At 59.4% G+C, this 20,054-nt stretch carries 19 protein-coding genes; 14 read left to right on the top strand and 5 right to left on the bottom strand.

What is annotated here, in order from left to right:
• Positions 1–45: 45 nt before the first annotated feature.
• Positions 46–588 (bottom strand): ureidoglycolate lyase, encoded by a 543-nt coding sequence (locus tag CLU84_RS14805; protein ID WP_099738072.1) that lies wholly within the window; start codon positions 586–588, stop codon positions 46–48.
• A gap of 204 nt (positions 589–792) precedes the next feature.
• Between CLU84_RS14805 and CLU84_RS14800 the strand changes: the two genes are divergently transcribed.
• Together CLU84_RS14800 and CLU84_RS14795 are read left to right on the top strand one after the other, a co-directional pair.
• Positions 793–2,127: an MFS transporter gene (locus CLU84_RS14800; RefSeq protein ID WP_099738071.1), complete on the top strand. Its 1,335-nt coding sequence runs from the start codon at positions 793–795 to the stop codon at positions 2,125–2,127.
• 88 nt (positions 2,128–2,215) lie between these two features.
• Positions 2,216–2,920 carry a FadR/GntR family transcriptional regulator gene (locus tag CLU84_RS14795; RefSeq protein WP_099738070.1) on the top strand — a complete coding sequence of 235 codons (705 nt, stop codon included), beginning with the start codon at positions 2,216–2,218 and terminating at the stop codon, positions 2,918–2,920.
• A 50-nt stretch (positions 2,921–2,970) separates the two neighbouring features.
• On the opposite strand, the gene bfr is transcribed toward CLU84_RS14795, so the two are convergent.
• Entirely contained in the window at positions 2,971–3,447 is a 477-nt protein-coding gene (bfr, locus tag CLU84_RS14790; protein ID WP_099739031.1) for a bacterioferritin, read from the bottom strand.
• A gap of 395 nt (positions 3,448–3,842) precedes the next feature.
• Here bfr and ahpC point away from each other — a divergent pair, with 395 nt between their 5' ends.
• Both ahpC and ahpF read left to right on the top strand, forming a co-directional pair.
• Positions 3,843–4,418 carry an alkyl hydroperoxide reductase subunit C gene (ahpC, locus tag CLU84_RS14785; protein ID WP_099738069.1) on the top strand — a complete coding sequence of 192 codons (576 nt, stop codon included), beginning with the start codon at positions 3,843–3,845 and terminating at the stop codon, positions 4,416–4,418.
• A 175-nt stretch (positions 4,419–4,593) separates the two neighbouring features.
• Positions 4,594–6,150, top strand: coding sequence for an alkyl hydroperoxide reductase subunit F (gene ahpF / locus CLU84_RS14780; RefSeq protein ID WP_099738068.1), 1,557 nt, complete (start codon positions 4,594–4,596; stop codon positions 6,148–6,150).
• 345 nt (positions 6,151–6,495) lie between these two features.
• Here the strand turns inward: ahpF and CLU84_RS14775 are convergent, their stop codons facing one another.
• Together CLU84_RS14775 and CLU84_RS14770 are read right to left on the bottom strand one after the other, a co-directional pair.
• On the bottom strand, positions 6,496–7,977 hold the full coding sequence (locus tag CLU84_RS14775) for a HAMP domain-containing sensor histidine kinase (protein WP_099738067.1): 1,482 nt from the start codon (positions 7,975–7,977) through the stop codon (positions 6,496–6,498).
• The gene (locus CLU84_RS14770; protein ID WP_099738066.1) at positions 7,974–8,699 is read right to left on the bottom strand and encodes a response regulator transcription factor; all 726 of its coding nucleotides are present in this window, start codon (positions 8,697–8,699) and stop codon (positions 7,974–7,976) included. Before CLU84_RS14770 ends, CLU84_RS14775 begins: the two co-directional genes overlap by 4 nt.
• Before the next feature lie 179 nt (positions 8,700–8,878).
• Here CLU84_RS14770 and CLU84_RS14765 point away from each other — a divergent pair, with 179 nt between their 5' ends.
• The 4 genes from CLU84_RS14765 to msrA all read left to right on the top strand — a co-directional run bounded on the left by CLU84_RS14765 (position 8,879) and on the right by msrA (position 11,431).
• Positions 8,879–9,454 carry a cytochrome b/b6 domain-containing protein gene (locus tag CLU84_RS14765; RefSeq protein WP_233210265.1) on the top strand — a complete coding sequence of 192 codons (576 nt, stop codon included), beginning with the start codon at positions 8,879–8,881 and terminating at the stop codon, positions 9,452–9,454.
• Complete coding sequence (locus CLU84_RS14760; protein WP_099738064.1) at positions 9,451–10,242, top strand: molybdopterin-dependent oxidoreductase; 792 nt, start codon at positions 9,451–9,453, stop codon at positions 10,240–10,242. Before CLU84_RS14765 ends, CLU84_RS14760 begins: the two co-directional genes overlap by 4 nt.
• 102 nt (positions 10,243–10,344) lie before the next feature.
• Entirely contained in the window at positions 10,345–10,629 is a 285-nt protein-coding gene (locus tag CLU84_RS14755; RefSeq protein WP_099738063.1) for a pentapeptide MXKDX repeat protein, read from the top strand.
• 94 nt (positions 10,630–10,723) lie between these two features.
• Positions 10,724–11,431 carry a peptide-methionine (S)-S-oxide reductase MsrA gene (gene msrA, locus CLU84_RS14750; RefSeq protein WP_099738062.1) on the top strand — a complete coding sequence of 236 codons (708 nt, stop codon included), beginning with the start codon at positions 10,724–10,726 and terminating at the stop codon, positions 11,429–11,431.
• A 163-nt stretch (positions 11,432–11,594) separates the two neighbouring features.
• Here the strand turns inward: msrA and CLU84_RS14745 are convergent, their stop codons facing one another.
• Positions 11,595–12,908: an NRAMP family divalent metal transporter gene (locus tag CLU84_RS14745; protein WP_233210202.1), complete on the bottom strand. Its 1,314-nt coding sequence runs from the start codon at positions 12,906–12,908 to the stop codon at positions 11,595–11,597.
• A 455-nt stretch (positions 12,909–13,363) separates the two neighbouring features.
• On the opposite strand from CLU84_RS14745, the gene CLU84_RS14740 reads away from it, so the two are divergent.
• From CLU84_RS14740 to CLU84_RS14715, 6 genes are all read left to right on the top strand, one after another.
• A complete protein-coding gene (locus CLU84_RS14740) occupies positions 13,364–15,616 on the top strand; it encodes a TonB-dependent hemoglobin/transferrin/lactoferrin family receptor (protein WP_099738060.1) in 2,253 nt (750 codons plus the stop codon).
• 71 nt (positions 15,617–15,687) lie between these two features.
• The gene (locus tag CLU84_RS14735) at positions 15,688–16,071 is read left to right on the top strand and encodes a hypothetical protein (RefSeq protein ID WP_099738059.1); all 384 of its coding nucleotides are present in this window, start codon (positions 15,688–15,690) and stop codon (positions 16,069–16,071) included.
• Positions 16,068–17,180 carry a hemin-degrading factor gene (locus CLU84_RS14730; RefSeq protein WP_099738058.1) on the top strand — a complete coding sequence of 371 codons (1,113 nt, stop codon included), beginning with the start codon at positions 16,068–16,070 and terminating at the stop codon, positions 17,178–17,180. Before CLU84_RS14735 ends, CLU84_RS14730 begins: the two co-directional genes overlap by 4 nt.
• Positions 17,177–18,064, top strand: coding sequence for a hemin ABC transporter substrate-binding protein (locus tag CLU84_RS14725; protein ID WP_099738057.1), 888 nt, complete (start codon positions 17,177–17,179; stop codon positions 18,062–18,064). The genes CLU84_RS14730 and CLU84_RS14725 overlap by 4 nt, the downstream gene beginning before the upstream one ends.
• Positions 18,065–18,122: 58 nt before the next feature.
• Positions 18,123–19,196 carry an iron ABC transporter permease gene (locus CLU84_RS14720; RefSeq protein WP_099739029.1) on the top strand — a complete coding sequence of 358 codons (1,074 nt, stop codon included), beginning with the start codon at positions 18,123–18,125 and terminating at the stop codon, positions 19,194–19,196.
• On the top strand, positions 19,193–20,020 hold the full coding sequence (locus tag CLU84_RS14715; protein ID WP_199173785.1) for a heme ABC transporter ATP-binding protein: 828 nt from the start codon (positions 19,193–19,195) through the stop codon (positions 20,018–20,020). The genes CLU84_RS14720 and CLU84_RS14715 overlap by 4 nt, the downstream gene beginning before the upstream one ends.
• The last annotated feature ends 34 nt before the right edge of the window (positions 20,021–20,054 follow it).

Here is a 20,054-nt window from a genome sequence, read left to right as displayed (position 1 = left end):
AAAGCCGCCTTTGGGCGGCTTTGTTGTGTGCATCAGCGACTTGTTTCAAGTCTGGGTTTCGTCCATCTCTAGCGTGACCTCGGCTCCATCGCCTATAGGCATCACATCACAGTTGTCGCCCACACCTCCGCGGTCAACCACCATGAAGCGTGCGGGTGCATGCAAGGCGATTAGCGAGTGGTGCCATACGCCGCGTCGATAGTTCACACCCTGGCGGCCATCGGTGATGAAGGCGCGCAAAGCGGTAGGCTCCACGCGCTCGCCGACAGGGGCGACTACCACGATAAAAGGCTGTGCATCCAGCGGCATAAAGGCCTGGCTGCCAAGCGGATGGCGTTCCATGCTCGACAGCGTCATGGGGAGCGCATAGGGCAAGGCGTGAAACAGATTGATCAGCGCATGACCTTCGTCGCCTCCGGTGTCCACACGGGCCAGGGCGTGGAAGCGTTCGGTCATGCCGTCGTTGATCAACAGCGGGGTGTGACCCGTGCTGGATATGACCTCTCCGAACTCGGCGAAGGCCTCGGCGGTGAGTGGCTGGATTCTTAGACGAAGACTGGCGGGACGGAGCTCTAATGAGGGATTCACGAAATTTTGCCTCTTGTTTCCATACTGGTAATACCAGTTTGCAAGTGAATCAAAAAAATGTCAAACGCAGAAGGTAGAAAGAATAGATGTCGTTAATAGGGGTAAATGCGAGTGCGCACATCACTGGGCAGAGGGTACCGTTCGTTTCGTAATTTAAGACCGGTAATACCAGTTGATTAAAACCACTCAACCAAGGACTCTCTGATGTCATCTCTTCCTGCATCTGCCGAGCTCGCGGGCGCGGCCCCGGCACTGGCCAGCGAAACGCCTGCCGAGGTCGCCGTCTATCGCAAGGTGGCCTGGCGCCTGCTGCCTTTCATCATGGCCTGCTATGTGGCCGCCTATCTGGATCGCGTGAATGTGGGCTTTGCCAAGCTGAACATGCTGGCCGATCTGCAGTTCAGCGAGGCCATGTACGGCCTGGGTGCGGGGCTGTTCTTCATCGGCTATTTCTTCTTCGAAGTGCCCAGCAATATGCTGATGCATCGCATAGGTGCCAAGGCCACCATCTCGCGCATCATGATCATGTGGAGCCTGATCTCGGCGGCCATGATGTTCGTGAGTACACCGACCCAGTTTTATGTGCTGCGCTTTTTGCTGGGTGCGGCTGAGGCGGGCTTTTACCCCGGCATGATTCTTTACATGACCTACTGGTTCCCCTCGTACCGGCGCGCCCGCATGGTGGCGCTGTTCATGTGCGCGATTCCGGTCTCGGGCATCATTGGCGGCCCCTTGTCTGGCGGCATCATGGAGCTGATGCAAGGCGTATCCGGCCTGCATGGCTGGCAGTGGTTGTTTTTGCTTGAGGCCATTCCTTCCTTGATCCTGGGTATTTCCGTGCTCTGGTATCTGGACAACAACATCCGCAGCGCCCGCTGGCTGACAGAGGCCGAGAAAGTCCTGCTGGAGCGCAATATTGCCCGTGAGAATGCCAGCAAGAGCGACAGTCACATGACACTGCGTGCGCTGTTTTCCGATCCGCGCATCATCAAGATGGCCATGATTTGCTTTTGCACCGTCATGGGCCAGTATGGACTGACCTTCTGGTTGCCCAGCCTGATTCGTCAATCGGGGGTGGAGGGTGCTTTCCATATTGGCTTGCTCACGGCAATTCCTTTTGCGGTGGCCGTGGTGTCCATGAATCTGGTCAGCCGCAGTTCGGACCGCATGCGTGAGCGCCGCTGGCATTTGATCGTGCCATTTTGCGTGGGCGCTCTGGGCCTGATGCTGTCGGCCATCTTCAGCGGCAATGTGTATCTGTCGCTGGCTGCACTGGCGCTGGCCGCAGGAGGAAGCCTTGCAACCTCACCTTTGTTCTGGAGCTTGCCCACCGCCATTTTGTCCAGCGCGGGTGCGGCAGCCGGGATTGCTTTGATTAACTCCTTTGCCAACCTAGCGGGTTTCATCAGTCCTTACATGATCGGTCTGATCAAGGATGCAACGCAAAGCACCAATGCGGCCATGTTCGTGCTGGCTGGTGTGCTGCTGCTCGGGGCATTTCTGACCTATACCGTACCAGCCAAGCTGGTCAACAAATAAGGCAAGAGGGCGGGAATAGCGCAAATGCAAGGGGACAGTCGCTAAGATCGGGCGCACCCCCTTTGTTTTTGATGACTGACCCTACTGTATGGAATCCACCAGCGCCACAAGCCTTGCCGTTGCCAGCCACGCCGCCCGCGTGATTCGGGAATGGATAGACGATGGCGTCTATCCGGTGGGCTCGCTGCTGCCTTCGCAGCGTGATTTATCGGAACAGCTGGGGATCAGCCGGACCTCGCTACGCGAGGCACTGTCTACCTTGCAAGGCCTGGGCTTGGTGGTGGCGCGTCCAGGCAAGGGCATGTATGTGACCGAAGCGCCGGAGGCTCAGCCTTCCGGCGCGGTCTGGCGCTTTGCGGATTCTCATGCGCTCAACGATGTTTACCAGCTGCGTTATGCGCTGGAAGGCTTTGCATCCCGTTTGGCCGCTCTGGTGATACAGCCCGAGGATGTTTCGGCCATGAAGGCTAACCTGCAGGCCATGCAGCAGAGTATTGAGCTGGCGGATTTTGCGCAGGCTAGCAGGCTGGACTTTGACTTTCACCTGCAGATCGCCACTATTTCGGGCAACCATGCCATCGCCGATGTGTTGCGCGGCAGCGGCGAAGTCATGCAGGAAAGCCAGCGCCTGCCGTTTTACCGACGCGGCGCGCGCCACGCCACTTGCGAGGAACATGCGGCCATCATTGATGCCCTGTCCCAGGGCCGCCCCGAGCTGGCCCAGCAGGCGATGGCCATGCATATCGTGCAGGCGGCGCAACGCGCGGGCGTGCACTTCCCGACGGGGCTTTGAAAAATAAAAAACGGGCCAAGGCCCGTTTTTTTGCACTCTATGCGCTAGCTTTACTCGATCTCGCCCATCAGCGACTGCAGATAGTTCTGCGTGCCGACCTTGTCGATCAGGTCGAGCTGGGTTTCGAGGAAGTCGATGTGCTCTTCGGTGTCGTCCAGAATCTTTTGTAGCAGATCGCGCGAGACATAGTCACGCACGGATTCGCAGTGTGCAATGCCATCCTTGATGGTCTGCTGAGCTGCTTGCTCAAGACGCAGGTCGCAGGCCAGCGCTTCAGGCACGTCTTCACCGATTTGCAGCTTGCCCAGATCCTGCAGATTAGGCAGGCCGTCTAGCGTGAAGATGCGGTCCATCAGCCAGTCGGCGTGCTTCATCTCGCCGATGGATTCTTCATATTCCTTCTTGGCCAGCTTGTCGAAGCCCCAGTGCTTGTACATGCGGTAGTGCAAAAAGTACTGGTTGATGGCGGTCAGTTCGTTCTTGAGCTGAGCTTGCAGCCAGGAAATGACTTGTGCATCACCTTTCATGGGGGACTCCTTCTCGGTCAGTTGTTGTTCGATCTGGATTGTCCATGCTTTGTGAGGCAAATCAAACAAAGCCCATGCTTTCGCGAATTGGCTGCATCTGATGCGCGTTCTCGTTTAGTTTACGGACTGGCTGCTCGCGGTCTTGCACAGGGACTGACACTGTGATGACAACAAAAGCTATGAGCGTGATTGAAGGACTATTGGCTTGAAGTGAGCGAAACCGGCCCACAATAGAAAACTGAGCTGCAAAGCGCTGCGGCTTGAGTCCAGAATGACTGAGAGTTGTATTTGATAGTTTTATTCAATCAATTCAATGAAATCAATCGATTAGATTAATTGATTGAGTCTCTCTAAACTTCATCCTGTCATCAACACCAACCACAAGGAAACATCAAATGTCTCTGATCAATACACAAGTCCAACCGTTCAAGACCGAAGCTTATGTGAACCGCAACGGCAAGGGTGAATTCATCACCGTGACCGAAGAGAGCCTGAAGGGTAAGTGGTCGGTTCTGATTTTCATGCCCGCAGCCTTTACCTTCAACTGCCCCACCGAAATCGAAGACGCAGCGGACAACTACGCTGAGTTCCAGAAGGCTGGCGCTGAGGTCTACATCGTGACAACCGACACCCACTTCTCGCACAAGGTGTGGCACGAAACTTCCGACGCTGTGGGCAAGGCCAAGTTCCCTCTGGTTGGCGATCCTACGCACCAACTGACCAACGCTTTCGGCGTGCACATCCCTGAAGAAGGTCTGGCTCTGCGCGGTACTTTCGTGATCAACCCCGATGGCGTGATCAAGACCATGGAAGTGCACTCCAACGAAATCGCTCGTGACGTGTCGGAAACTCTGCGCAAGCTGAAGGCTGCTCAGTTCACTGCCGCTCACCCCGGCCAAGTGTGCCCTGCCAAGTGGAAGGAAGGCGCTAACACGATCACTCCTTCGCTGGATCTGGTCGGCAAGATCTAAGCCTGATTGTTATCGGCTGAGCGCGCAGGCGCTCTGAAGGCCGGACGACGCTCAGGCACCCGGTGTCCGTTCGTCCGGCTTTTTTTCGCCCAGTTTTTGCTTTTATGGGCGGGCAAGTGGCTAGAAACCACCTTGCTGCACTGCATCAACAACTCAAAATTCAAAGGAATCCACCATGCTTGACAATCAACTCAAAGCCCAACTCGCCGCCTACCTGGAACGTGTGCAGCAGCCGTTTGAGCTGGTGGCTTCTCTGGATGACAGCGAGACCAGCGCCCAGATGCGCGATCTGCTGCAAACCATCCAGTCCCTGCGCAGTGACAAGATCACGCTGCGCACCGATGGCAACGACGCCCGCAAGCCCTCGTTCCTGCTGCAGCGCAAGGGCACTGACACCCAGCTGCGCTTTGCCGGTCTGCCACTGGGCCACGAGTTCACCTCACTGGTGCTGGCTCTGCTGTGGACGGGCGGTCATCCACCCAAGGTGGAGCAGGATCTGATCGAGCAGATCAAGTCTCTGGACGGCGATTACAACTTCGACGCCTACATGAGCCTGACCTGCCACAACTGCCCGGACGTGGTGCAGGCGCTGTCGCTCATGGCCATCCTGAACCCCAAGATCAAGACGACTGTGATCGAAGGCGGTGCTTTCCAGCAGGAAGTGAACGACCGCGAAATCATGGCTGTGCCCATGGTGTTCATGAATGGCAGCGTCTTTGGCTCCGGCCGTATGACCATCGAAGAAATCGTGGCCAAGCTCGATACCGGCGCAGCCTCGCGTGAAGCGGCCAAGCTGTCGGCCAAGGATGCGTTTGATGTGCTGGTGATCGGTGGCGGCCCTGCAGGTGCGGCGGCGGCTGTGTACGCCGCTCGCAAAGGCATTCGCACTGGTGTAGCTGCTGAGCGCTTTGGCGGTCAGGTCAACGACACGCTGGCGATTGAGAACTACATCTCTGTGCTGGAAACCGACGGTCCTAAGTTTGCTGCCGCACTGGAAGCCCACACCCGTGCTTACGATGTGGACATCATGAACCTGCAGCGCGCCGAGAAGCTGATTCCCGCTGCGCAGCCTGGTGGTCTGGTTGAAGTGCAACTGGCCAATGGTGGAGCGCTCAAAGCCAAGACCGTGATTTTGTCGACCGGTGCCCGCTGGCGCAATGTGAATGTGCCCGGCGAAGCCGAGTACAAGAACAAGGGCGTGGCCTACTGCCCGCATTGCGACGGTCCCCTGTTCAAGGGCAAGCGCGTCGCGGTCATCGGTGGTGGCAACTCGGGTATCGAGGCAGCCATCGACCTAGCGGGTCTGGTGGCCCATGTCACGGTGGTGGAGTTTGCGGAGCAGCTCAAGGCCGATGCCGTGCTGGTCAAGAAGTTGGACAGCCTGCCCAATGTGACGGTGCATACCAATGCACAGACCACCGAAATCACCGGTGCCAATGGCAAGGTCAATGGCCTGCGCTACAAGGACCGTGTGACCGGCGAGGAACACCATGTCGAACTGGAAGGTGTGTTTGTCCAGATCGGTCTGGTGCCCAACACCGAATGGCTCAAGGGCACGGTGGAGCTGAGCAAGTTTGGCGAAATCATTGTGGATGCCAAGGGCCAGACCAACCTGCCTGGCGTGTTCGCCGCCGGTGACTGCACCACGGTGCCGTACAAGCAGATTGTGATTGCGGCGGGTGCGGGTGCTACGGCTGCACTGTCGGCTTTTGATCACCTGATCCGAAACTAAATCCGGGTCTGAAACCGTGATTGCGATCTCCGTAGAGGAGATCCATAAAGGCGATGTGAATGAACTGCATACAGGTAGTTCTTCCATCGCCTTCGTTTCTTTCCAAGGCATACAGAGCGAGACTCGACTATCGAGTCTCTCCCTTTAATTCGTGCAACGCTCGACTCTGTCAAATGATGTGGACGGTGAAATACGGCAGTTTTTGTTGCCCGAGACCACGTGGCACTCATGGCGTAGATCGGATCTGATTTAGGCGACCTATATCGTTGGCGCATTTCTTATGCTGTACCCGTTTGTACAACTCAGGGGATGTGAGATTTTCAGCAGGTTTATGGCACAAGCTTTTCAAAGGCGATCGATACTGCTGAGTTGAAAACGGAATACCGCTCCTTTCTCTGGGAGCGGCACCAGTTGAATGTCGCTGCCGTGTAGTTGCAGTATGCGTTTTACGATCACCAGGCCCAACCCGCCGCTGCCGGAGCTTTCGGTGCGCGAGCCACTCATGAATACTGGTCGCATGAATAGCGACTTCTGAAGCTCGCTCGGAATACCACCTCCCGTATCGCTGACCTGGACTGACACGCCGGCATTGTGAGCACGTAACTGCACTACGATCTCCCCACCCATTGGGGTGTGGCGGATGGCATTGTCGAGCAAATTTGTCAAAACACGCTCAATCATGCCCAGGTCGGCTGACACCACGGGCAGGCCCGGTGCAATGTCGGGCGTGAGACGTTGATGACGTGCCTCGGCAGCCAGTTCAAATTTCTGGAATACGTCTTGCACAAGATCCGCCAGAGCAAAGCTTTCCTTCTCGGGCTTGACCACGCCGTATTCGAGTCGTGCCAATTCGAACACTTCTTGCGCAAGACGTCCGACCTTGCGGCTCTGGCCCAGAGCGATTTCCAGGTAGCGTCGTCGATCCGTCTCGTCGAGCGAGTCGGCCTTGAGCATCAAGGTTTCCAGATAGCCATGCAGTGATGTAAGAGGCGTGCGCAGGTCGTGTGAAATATTGGCAAATAGTTCGCGGCGTTGCTGATCTTGCAGCGTCAGCTCGCGCCATTGCTCGGCGATGCGGTGGGCCATTTGCGTGAAAGCCTGGCCTAAATGCGAAATTTCATCGTTGCCTTGTGACAGGCGTGCTAGCTTGGGTGCCTCATTTTCCAGCGATGCTATGCCCTCGGTATCGAAACGCTGCACCACTTCGGTCAGCTCGCGCAGTGGGCGGGTGATGAGGCGAAATGCGGCAAGGCCGGCGAGCAGGACCAATAGCGCAACCACGCCCATCAACCACAGAGTAGTGTGCAGCACATTGTCGGCTGCCGTGTTGGCGACCAAGGCATCGTGATCTTCACCCTGCAGCACGACATAAACATAGCCGGCATCGTGCCCAGCCACGCGCAGCGGGGCGACGCTGAACACCTTGGAGGCATCAGGGCTGCGCGGGTCGTCGCCCACAATGGGCAGGGCTCCGCCAGCGAGTAATTCATGGACAGGCTTTAAGTTGACCTTGTCGCGCTTGAGGTGACCCTGCGGTGCGGCCTGTGCTTCGATGCGGCCGTCCAGACCCAAGAGATAGAGTTCTGCGCTGGGGTTGACCGCCATGAGCTTGTCAAACAGATCTTTCACCGCATCCTGGTTCAGGCCGCCGGGCTTCATCAACTCCGCGTTCTCGGCAATGTGTGCCGCCAAGCCACTCGACAAACGCTGAATGACTTCTTGCTCGTGCTTGCTGGTGGCGCGAATCTGCAGCCAGACCGAGGCACCGCAGCAGACCAGCAGCAACACCGCGAATACGACCGACAGCCGCCTCGACAAAGTCATCATGATGCGGTCTCCCCGTTGGCAGAGGTCGACAGCTTGTAGCCGTGCCCCCACACCGTGAGAATGCGGCGCGGCTGGGCGGGGTCGATTTCGATTTTTATGCGTAGCCGGTTGATATGCGTGTTGACGGTGTGCTCGTAGCCATCGTGGTGATAGCCCCAGACGTGGTTGAGCAGGTCCAGCCGCGAGAACACTTTTCCGGGGCTGAGGGCAAAGAAGTGCAGCAGGTCAAACTCGCGCGGAGTGAGTTCTATGAGCTTGCCATCGATGCGCACTTCACGCGCCAGTGGCTCGATATCCAACTCGCCAATCGAGAGACTGCCCGAATCCATGCGGGCATTGCGAGCGAGTGCATCGGTGCGCCGCAGCAGTGCCTTGACGCGGGCGACCAGTTCCAGCACCGAAAAAGGCTTGGCCAGGTAGTCGTCTGCGCCGAGTTCCAAGCCGAGGATGCGGTGTACCTCGCTGGAGCGGGCGCTGATGATGATGATGGGGGTGTACCTGGCCATGGTACGGGCTCGACGGCATATTTCCAATCCGTCGATGCCCGGCAACATCAGGTCAAGCACCAGTGCATCCCAGTGACTGCGCTCCAATTCGCGCAGGCCTGTATCGCCGTCAGCGGCATGCTCAACGACATAGCCTTCATCGCGAAGATGCATGCGCAAAAGTTCCGCAATGTGGAGGTCGTCTTCGACGATCAGTACGCGTTTAGGGGAGTCCATAGAGAGCCATTCTCTCGCGATAGGCGTTTTTTAGTTATCACAATTAATTGAACTTTGCGTGATACATCCGCCATGGGGCCAGTCCAACAATGTGCCCCATGACCCGCACCATCATCGCCCCAAAAAATGTCCAGGCAGGCCCGGTGGATCTGGCCGCTCGGCCCATTCATCCACTGTGGATGCGCATCACGCACTGGCTCAATGCCTTGGCCGTGGTGATCATGGTGATGAGCGGCTGGCGTATCTATGACGCATCGCCGATTTTTCCCTTCTCCATACCAGCCGTCATCACTCTCGGTGGCTGGCTGGGTGGTGCGCTGCAGTGGCATTTCGCGGCCATGTGGTTGCTGGTATTCAACGGTCTTTTGTACTTGACGCTCAACATCGCCAGCGGTCGGCTCGCCCGCAAGTTCTTTCCCCTCACGCCGCATGGCGTGCTGCACGACTTGCTGGAGGCGCTTAAAGGCAAGCTTTCGCATGGCGACCCGCGTCAATACAACAACGTGCAAAAGCTGGCCTATCTGTTCGTGATGCTCGATCTGATCGTGATCGTTCTGTCGGGCTTGGTGCTGTGGAAGTCGGTGCAATTCCCTGTGCTGCGCGAATTGCTGGGGGGCTACGAGTTTGCGCGCCGTATCCACTTCTTCGCCATGGCAGCCATCGTTGCATTTCTTGTCGTGCATCTGGTGATGGTGGCCCTGGTGCCCCGCACCTTGCTCACGATGATCCGAGGCCGCGTGCCCAAAACATCATGAAAATCTTCAAGCCCCACACCTTGCTCGATATCGACGCTGACGCCGTGTTGGGTGAAGCCCGCACGCAGATTGCCAAGCAGCTCGATCAGCCCGCACGCCGCATTTTTTTGCAACGCACGCTTACGCTCGGCGGCCTGTCGCTGCTGACCGGTTGCAGCATCAGCGATGACAAACATGTCGAAGCCGCGCTCAGCAAAATTTCACGCTTCAACGACAAGATACAGGGCCTGATTTTTAGTCCGTCGCAGCTGGCTCCTACCTATACCGAAGCTGAGATCACGCGGCCCTTTCCCTTCAACGCCTACTACGGTGAGGACGAAATCCGCGAGGTGGACGAGGCCAGCTATCGACTCGAAGTGACCGGCATGGTCGCCGACAAGCATGCCTGGAGCCTGGCCGAGCTGCGTGCCATGCAGCAGGAGGAGCAGATTACCCGCCACATTTGCGTGGAAGGCTGGAGCGCTATCGGCAGGTGGGGTGGTGTGCGTTTTTCCGATTTTCTGCGTCGTATCGGAGCCGACACCAGCGCCAAATACGTGGGCTTCAAATGCGTGGACGACTACTACACCAGTATCGACATGCCTACCGCCTTGCATCCGCAGACGTTGCTTACTCTGAGCTATGACGGGCAGCCGCTGCCGCCCAAATATGGCTTTCCGATGAAGCTGCGCATGCCTACAAAGCTTGGCTACAAGAACCCCAAGTACATCCAGGCGATGTTCGTTACCAACACCTATTCCGGTGGCTACTGGGAAGACCAGGGCTACAACTGGTTCGGAGGGAGCTGAGGGGTTGTTGCAACCACTCGACTGCCGAAGAAAGCGCGAGGCCGAGTTCTCTGGAACGTAAGCCCATCTTTTGAAGATGACACCCAAACTGAAGGAATCCAAATGAACAAGCTCACCACAACCCTGCTTGCCACTTGTCTCGCCGTCGCTGGCGCCTCGGCCTTTGCCGCCGATGACATGTCCAAGGACAGCATGGCCAAGGATTCGATGGCGAAGGACTCCATGTCCAAGGACGGCATGAAGAAAGACTCCATGGGCAAGGACAGCATGAAGAAAGACAGCATGAAAAAGGACGGTATGAAGAAGGATTCAATGTCCAAGGATGGGATGAAAAAGGATGGCATGGGCAAGGACGACATGTCCAAGGACTCGATGTCCAAGTACTGAATTCGGTCTGCTCGATTTGCTCGATCCGTCACGTGAATGACGGATTGAGCCCATCACCTCGACTCTGGCGTTGAAACCTACTGGAAGAAATCTCATGAAGTCCTTCGCACTGACCGCCGGCAGCTTGGCCGCTGCAGCGCTGCTTGGGTATGCCGTGCCCAGCTTCGCGGAAGCGTCCCGCCGCGTACCGTCTCCCACGGTCGACCTGATTGCGGCACCCACAGCAAAGACCGAAAGTGCAGTCTTCGCCGGTGGCTGCTTCTGGGGCGTCCAAGGCGTGTTCCAACATGTCAAGGGCGTAAGCAATGCCCTTTCTGGCTATGCCGGAGGCGCTGCCAAGATGGCGCGCTACGAGGATGTAGGCACGGGCCGTACTGGCCATGCCGAAGCGGTGCGTATCACCTACGACCCTCAGCAAGTCAGCTACGGCAAGTTGCTGCAAATCTATTTCTCGGTGGCGCACGACCCGACCGAGCTGAACCGCCAGGGGCCCGATACCGGCACGCAATACCGCTCGACCGTGTTTGCGGAAAATGCCGAGCAGGCGCGCATCGCGAAGGACTACATCGCCCAACTCAACCAGACCAAAACCTACGGCAAGCCGCTGGCCACGACGGTTGAACTGTCCAAGCCTTTTTACGTCGCCGAGGACTATCACCAAGACTATCTGACACTGCATCCGAATCAGCCCTATATCGCGATCAACGATCTGCCGAAGCTCGACGAGCTGAGAAAGCTGTTCCCCGAGAGTTATACGGTTGCGCCAGCGCTGGTTCACGCGGCTAAGGCAAGCAAATCGTGATTGCGGCGGGCGCGGCTGCCATGGCAGCCCTGTAGGCCTTTGATCACCTGATTCGCAACTAAAAATGGCTGTAGCGCTTATGGATTAAGCGCTTGCAGCTATGAAAAAAGGACTGTGGAATAAATCTGCAGTCCTTTTTTGTATTCACTGACAGGTAGAGGCTCTACAGCGTCACCAGCATCACCACAACGGCTACGCCCATCAGCAGCGTAGCGCCCCAGCCCAGCAGGCGGTGGCGCAGCGAGATAGTCAGCTCGCCCATGATGCGTGGCGATTGGCCCAGCCACAGCATCACGGCCATGATGGGCACCGAGATCACGCCGTTGACCACGGCGCTCCAGACCAGCGCTTTGATGGGGTCGACCTCCAGCATGCCCAGAACCGTGCCAAGACCTGTGGCGGCAATGATCAGCCCGTAAAAACCGCGTGCTTCATGAAAGCCGTGCGAGAGACTGGCCTTCCAGCCCAGAACCTCGCTCACCGCATAGGCGGCCGAGCCCGCCAGCACTGGTACGGCCAGCAGCCCTGTGCCGATGATGCCCAGCGCAAACACCGTAAAAGCCAGGTCGCCCGCGACGGGGCGCAGTGCCTCGGCAGCCTGTGCGGAGGTCTGAATTTCGGTGATGCCATTCAGATTCAGCGTGACGGCGGTGGCCACCACAATGCTCAGCGCCACGCCGTTGGACAGCAGCATGCCCACAGTCGTGTCCAGCCGGATACGGGCCAGATGCTCTTGCACATAGGTGGGGAACTTGCGCAGCGCAGCGGTGTCGGGGCGCAGGCGCTGGTCTTCCACCTCCTGCGAGGCTTGCCAGAAGAAAAGATAGGGGCTGATGGTGGTGCCCAGCACGGCCACCATCATGGCGGCATAGTCGCTCAGCGAAGCGTGAGCTGGCATGAAGTGCCAGGGCTGCAGTGACTCAATCGTCATTTGCTTGAGCGGCACATGCACCACCATCACCACGGCGAAATAGGCGAGCAGCGACAGCGTCAGCCATTTGAGAAGCCGCACCGAGCGCTCGTACGAGAAAAACACCTGAGCCAGCAGGCACACTGCGCCAAACAGCAGGCTGAACAACACCGGCGAGCCCCCGACGATCAGGCGTGCGGCCTCGGCCATGGCGCCAATGTCGGCCGCAATATTGATGGTGTTGGCAACCACCAGCAGCGCAATCAGGCTGCGCGTGAGCCAGCGCGGACACAGCGTCACCATATTGGCAGCCAGCCCACGGCCGGTGGCCCAGCCGATGCGGGCAGACAGCATCTGAATGCCAATCATCAGCGGCGTGGTCAGCAACAGCATCCACACCAGACCAAAGCGCCATTGAGCGCCAGCTTGCGAGTAGGTGGCAATGCCACTTGGATCGTCGTCGGCAGCGCCGGTAATCAGGCCTGGACCCAGGCGGCGGGCAGCAGCCATGCTGCGAGGGATGAGCAGAAATCCGTGAGGGAATTTCCGGGCGAAGAAGTGTTTCATGGGCGGCTCCCGGAAGCCATGCGCAAGGCATGGCCGCAGCAGTGGCGGGCGGGGAGCGGCATGCGCCTTGGTTGCGCAGCAGACTCTCCGGGTGGAGGATGGGCCCCTCTCTCCCGGACTCTGCTGCAAGGCCTGCGGCCATGACTTCAGCGCTGGGGTGAGATGGACCCGTGACTTCGGTCAGGGTTCATGGTCGTAAAGAAATAGCGGTGAAAACAGGGCGGATCATGAACCTGGAGTCAGTGAATGACAAGCGCTTGTTCAAGCTGTTTTTCCTCTTTTTGTAACGCTTATTTTTGCTATTGAGAATTATTCGCATATACTGCATTCCGTTCAGCCAGCAAATGAGTGCCAGCTACAGGTCATAAAACTTCAATCGTTTCAACCTGTGGCGGTCAGTGCACCTATCAGAAGCCAGCTCTTGTCCATTTCAATGAATAAAGAGGGTTTCTGGTATGGCTTCCGCCACTGTTTCGCACGCTCACGCCGCGTTGGCGCCGCGCTCCGACATTCGTCCCCTGGTTCTGGCCTGTGCTCTGGCATGCGCTGCCATTTCTGCTCAGGCTCAGCAGCAGTCTTCTGAAACGGTTCAAGTCGCAGCGGCACGCGCCGACCGTTCCACGCCCGTGCTGCGCGATGTGGTCATCAGTGCCTCGCGCGACGAGCAGGATGCCGACAGCCTGCCTATGACCGTCGACGTCATCGACGCCAAGCAGATGGAAGAGGAGCAGATCGGAGATATCCGCGAGCTTGCCGCCAAGCTGCCCAATGTGGACGTGCCGCGCAGTCCAGCGCGTTTTTCGCTGGCAGGAGCGCCCACGGGGCGTGACCAGAACAGCGGCTTCAATATTCGCGGGCTGGATGGTAATCGCGTACTGATGCTGGTCGATGGTGTGCGTTTGCCGCGCAGCTATGTCTTCAGTGCCAATGCCTTTGGCCGTGACTCTTTGGATCTGGGCCTGGTGCAGCGCGTGGAAATTCTGCGCGGTGCCGTGCCCGCGCTCTATGGCTCGGACGGCATGGGCGGTCTGGTCAATTTCATCACCATGCAGCCCGATGATTTGCTCAAGGACGGCAAAACCATTGCGGGCCGTGCTTCGATCAGCTATGACGGTGCGGACAACGGCAAGCGCGTGGGTGCGACGATTGCCGGGCGCGTCAACCCCGAGTGGAGCTGGTTGCTCTCCGCCGGCATTGGTCGCTCCAGTGCTCTGGAAAACATGGGCACCAACGATGTGGTGGGAGCCAATCGCACCACGCCCAACCCTGAAAAAGACAAGAGCCATTCGCTGTTCGGCAAGCTGGTCTACACGCCATCGGCCGTGCAAAAGCATGTCTTCACGCTGGAGAACGTGGACAAGCGCGCCAGCTACGACCTGCTGAGTGCTCGCAGCGCCACTGTCAGCGATTCACAGGCCGAGACCACCATGAAGCGCTGGCGCGCTACTTGGCAAGGTCAGTGGCAGCAGCTGGATACGGCACTGGCCGATGAGCTCAAGCTGATGGCTAGCTATCAACGTGCAGATTCGCGCGAATTTGTGACCGAAACTCGCATCGGCCTGCCGTATCGCGAACGCGATGTGACTTATGACGAGGACACACTGCAACTGCATGCACAGGCTGGCAAGACATTGCGCTGGAGCAATGGCGTCAGCGGCAAATTCACCTACGGCGTGGATTACACACGTGGCAAGGTGGTCAATGAGCAAAACGGCATTACGCCGCCAGCGGGCGAGAGCTTCCCGCTCAAGCGCTTCCCTGACACCACGGAAACCTCATCGGCGCTGTTTGCACAGGCCGAGCTGCACTATGGCGCTTTCAGCCTGACGCCCGGCGTGCGTGCCGAGCACTACAGCCTCAAGCCCAAGCAGCAGGGTTTTGCCAGCCCTGTGGTTAGCAACTCTGACTCGGCGGTCTCGCCCAAGCTGGGTGCCATGTTCCAGATGAATGACGCATGGTCGGTCTATGGCAATTACGCCGCTGGCTTCCGTGCGCCCAATGCGGGTCAGGTCAACGCATTCTTTGAGAATCCGCTGGCGTCTTATCGCAGCATTCCCAACCCCAACCTCAAGCCCGAAAAGAGCAATACCTTCGAGCTGGGCTTGCGCGCACGCATGAACGCGTTGCGACTGGATGCTGCGGCCTTTACCGGCAATTACAAGGACTTCATCCAGGACCAGGTACTGGTCTCGGGCCAGTACGGTAACCGCGCCAACCCCGCCACCTTCCAGTCTGTGAATATGGACCGGGTGCGCATCAGCGGCTTTGAACTCAAGGCCGATTACGACTGGGGCAAGTTCGCCGGCGGCAACTGGCGCACCAATGCGGCCTACGGCTACACCGAGGGCAAGGATAGAAACACCGGCAAAGGGGTAGACACCATCTCGCCCCAGCAACTGGTGCTGGGTGTGCGCTATGACACCTCGAACGTGGGCGTGCAGCTCAGCGCATCGCACTGGGCGGGCAAAAAGGCCAAGGATGTCTCGGTGGCCAACGCCTGGCTCAGCCCCAGCGCCACGGTGCTGGATCTGAGCGCGCAGTGGCGTATCCGCCCCGGTACACGCCTGAACGTGGGCATTTACAACTTGACCGACAAAAAGCAATGGCGTTGGGCCGATGTGCGCAGCCTAACCAATGTCACGCAAATTGCCGATGCCTTTACCCAGCCGGGCCGCAATGTGCGCGTGTCCCTGGTTCAGGACTTCTGATTTGATAGCTGATAGCGCTTGATTAGCAAGCGCTAGATGCTTTTTTGACTCAAAAACTGCAGGAGTGTGCCATGTCTGTTTATGAGAGCACCGCGAATGCCCAGAGTGAATCTGGCAGCCGCGATGAGGAATATCTGCTGACCGAAGGCGAAGCCCAGCTGGCCACCGTGCTGGCGCTGATGACCGGCTTTAGCCAAGGCTGCTGTGCGGCGCACCGCGCGCCCATGGCGCAGCGTGTGTCGGACCAGCTGGCGCGCATGGCCGATGGACTGGATGGCCACGCCCGCTCTGACGACATGCGCCATTTTCTGCAAAAGCTGGGGCAGCGCTGGTCCACGGTGGCTCAGGTGCTGGCCCAGCCCGAGCCGGATCAGCAAACCGCTGAGCCCAGTTTCGACGACGAATTTAACCAACCACAAACGCACTGGCACCACAGCCCGGAGACCCTGCAATGAACGCCATCACATCCCCCGAAATGAACACCATGACAGCGGTACAGATTCGCGAAGAATTTGCGCAGAAGCGCCAGCAGGGTCTGCGTGCCAAAGACGCCGCCGAGGCGCTGCAACTGAGCGAAGGTGCGGTAATTGCCGCCCACGGCGGCGAGCATGAGCGCAGCTTGAAAGCCGTGCCGCTGCGCGCTGAGTGGCTGGACATTCTCAAAGGCCTTGAGGCCTGCGGCACGGTGATGGCGCTGACGCGCAACGAATCTACCGTGCATGAAAAAGACGGCATCTACCAGAACGTATCGGCCCAAGGTCCCGTCGGTCTGGCGCTGAGCCGCGAGATTGATCTGCGCCTGTTCTTTATGCACTGGCATGCCGGTTTTGCAGTGACGGAAGCGGCGGCCAATGGCAATCGCCCGGCGATGCACAGCCTGCAGTTCTATGACGCAGCGGGGCGCGCCGTGCACAAGGTGTTTGCGCGTGAAGCGACCGATATGGCCGCATGGAATGCGCTGGTGGAGCGTTTTGCCGAGCCATCCGCTGGCTATGTATTCCGTGAACCCGCAGCCAAGCCCGCCGTCAAGGCCGATGCCGAGATTGACGTGCCAGGGCTGACCCAGGCATGGACCGCGCTGAAGGACACGCACGAATTCTTTGAGATGCTGCGCAAGTTTGGCGTTGAGCGCCAGCAGGCCTTCCGTCTGGTGCCTCAGTATTGCGAGCGTTTGAGCGCCTATGCCGTCACCCAGCTGCTGGGCAATGCCGCGGTGGATGGTGTTTCCATCATGGTGTTTGTGGGCAGCAGCGGCTGCATTCAGATTCACACCGGCCCGGTCAGCAATATTCAGCCCATGGATGGCAAGGATGGCGTGCGCTGGATCAATGTGCTGGACAAGGGCTTCAACTTGCACCTGCGCACCGACATGATTGCCAATGTGTGGGTGGTGCAAAAGCCCACCAGCGATGGCGTGGTGACATCGGTGGAAGTCTTTGATGCCGAAGGCAACAACATGGCCATGTTCTTTGGCGAGCGCAAGCCCGGCCAGCCCGAGCTGCAAAGCTGGCGTGATCTGGTGGCTGGCCTGCAGCGCCATGCGGCGGTGGCGGAGGCTGCATGAGCGACATATTGCTGTCACGGCGCGTCAGTCTGCAGTGGCTGGGCGGTGCGGCAATGGCTTCAGCCATGCCCGCATTTGCACAAAATTCTGCGCAGGTGGCTGCTCCCGCACGCCGCCTGGTCTCGCTCAGCGGCGCGTTGACCGAAGTGGTCTATCTGCTGAACGCGCAGAGCCTGCTGGTGGGTACGGACACCACCAGCCTGTTCCCTGAAGCTGCGCAGAAAACGACCAAGGTCGGTTATGTGCGCCAGCTCTCGGCCGAAGGCCTGCTGTCGCTCAAGCCCGATGCGGTGGTTGGCACCAGCGATGCCGGGCCGCCCGTGGTGCTCGATCAGATTCGACAGGCCGGTGTGCGTGTGGCTCTGGTCAAGGCTGAGCACAACTGGGCTGAGGTGCAGGAAAAGGTCAAGGTCGTGGGCCGTGAAACAGGCCGTGTTGCCGATGCCGAAAAGCTGCTGGCCCAGCTCGATACGCAGTGGAGCTCGGTGCAGGCCCAGGTCGCCAAGGCCCAGCGCAAGCCGCGCGTGCTGTTTGTGCTGGCGCACAGCGGCAGCCCGCAGGTGGCAGGGCGGGGCACGGCGGCCAATGCGCTGATTCAGTACGCAGGCTGTGTCAACGCCATCGACCAGTTTGATGGCTACAAGCCGCTGACGGCAGAGGCCATGGCCAGCGCCGCACCAGAAGTCATCATCAACACCACCCAGGGCATTGAAGCGCTGGGTGGTGAGCAGGCCTTCTGGAAGCGGCCCGAGCTGGCCCTGACCCCGGCTTTTGCCAAGAAAGCGCTGGTAACGCTGGAGGCCAGCCACCTGCTGGGCTTTGGCCCGCGCCTGCCTACGGCGGTGCAGGCGCTGCATATGCGCAGTCTGCAGTGGGTGGCGTGAGATGAGTGCCGTGCTCGCCAAATCGGGTAAGCCGGTCACTCCGGTGCTTCGCGCGCCCATGGCTGCATCGCGCTGGCGCACGCCAGCCGGGCGGCTCAGCCGCAGCGCCGCGCTGCTGCTGGGCGCGGTGCTGGTGCTGCTGGCCATGGTCTGGGGGGCAGCCAGCGGTGCCTATGCGATTGCGCCCGCGCAGTTGCCGGGCATTGTCTGGGATGGTCTGCGCGGCCTGCTGGGCGGTGCGGTGCAGCAGGGGCCAGAGCATCTGGTCTTTCTCAATATTCGACTGCCACGCCTGCTGATGGGCGTGGCTGCTGGCGCAGGTCTGGGGCTGGCCGGTGCACTGATGCAGGGCCTGTTTCGCAACCCACTGGCAGACCCCGGCCTGATTGGTGTGAGCAGCGGCGCTGCGCTGGCGGCGGGCATCACCATTGTTCTGGGCGGCATGTACCTGCCGTGGCTGCCGCGCCATCTGGGCAGCTGGGCACTGGTGGTCATGGCGTTTGGCGGCGGTTTGGCCGTCACGGCCGTGGTCTATGTGCTGGGCCAGGTTCAGGGCACCACCCGCATCGGCCTGATGCTGCTGGCTGGCATTGCGATTAATGCGCTGGCCGGTGCCGGTCTGGGCTTTTTGAGCTTTATCTCGACCGACGAACAGCTGCGCAACCTGCAGATGTGGTTGCTGGGCAGCCTGGGCGCATCGCGCTGGAGTGCGGTGGGTCTGGTGGGGTCTGCTGTCGCTTTAAACACGCTGGCCGCGCTGGCGTTGGCAAGGCCTTTGAATGCGATTGCGCTGGGTGAGGCTCAGGCCAATCTGCTGGGCGTGGCGGTTGAAAAAACCAAACGCCGCACCGTGCTGGTGGCGGCGCTGGCCGTGGGCGCGGTGACGGCGACCACCGGCATCATCGGCTTTATCGGCCTCGTCGCGCCGCACTGGGTGCGGCTGATTGCCGGGCCAGATCACCGGGTGGTGCTGCCGGGCTCGGCCCTGCTGGGGGCGGCGCTAGTGGTCAGCGCCGACGCCGTGGCGCGCACCATCGTCAAACCGGCGGAGCTGCCGCTGGGCGTGCTGACAGCCTTTATTGGCGTGCCGCTATTTCTGGCCATGCTGCGCCAGTTCAGGAGCAAGGTATGAGTGCCGCGTCACAGATGGGTTCACAGATCGAATGCCGCAATCTGGGCGTAGGCGTGGCCAAAGGTCCGCGTCTGGCCACGGTCGATGTGCAGATTCAGGCCGGGCGCTTTACCGCCATCCTCGGCCCCAATGGTGCGGGCAAATCCACGCTGATGTCCATGCTGGTGGGCGAGCGCGCTCCGCAGGCCGGGCAGGTGCTGCTGGATGGGGTGGAGCTGTCGAGCCACCCGGTTGAGAGGCTGGCCCGTCGCCGCTCCGTCATGCCTCAGGATTGCAGCGTGGCGTTTGACTTTACGGCGCAGGAAGTGGTGGAGCTGGGGCGCTACCCGCACCGCAACCAGCCCGGTGCTGAAGAAGCACAAATTCCGGCCGAGGCCATGGTACTAACGGGTGTTGACCATCTGGCCCAGCGCAGCATCAATACATTGTCTGGCGGCGAGCGTGCCCGCGCCCATCTGGCAAGGGCACTGGCGCAAATCTGGCAGGCACCTGCCGATGGCGCTGCCCGCTGGCTACTGCTGGATGAACCCACGGCTGCGCTTGACCTAGCCCACCAGCACCACGCCATGCGCCTGCTGCGCGACTGGGCGAGCCAGCGCGGTGTGGGCGTAGTAGCGGTCTTGCACGACTTGAACCTGGCCCTGCGCTATGCCGACGATGTGCTAGTGCTGGGCGGAGCTGCTGGCGTGAGCTGGGGAGCAACGCAAGAGGTGCTGCAGCCTGAGCTGATTCAGCGCGTGTGGGACATGCAATGCGACCCGGTGCGCAGCAGCGACGGCGCGCTGCAATATCTTTTTGTAGCGGGTAGCGCAATGGCTGCCTGAGCTTCATAAGGTAATTCATCGAAATCTGGGGTTG

The sequence above is a fragment of the Comamonas sp. 26 genome, from assembly GCF_002754475.1.
Lineage (GTDB): Bacteria > Pseudomonadota > Gammaproteobacteria > Burkholderiales > Burkholderiaceae_C > Comamonas.
Note: the sequence above shows the minus strand (reverse complement) of the source record. Positions and strands in the feature narration are given on the sequence as shown.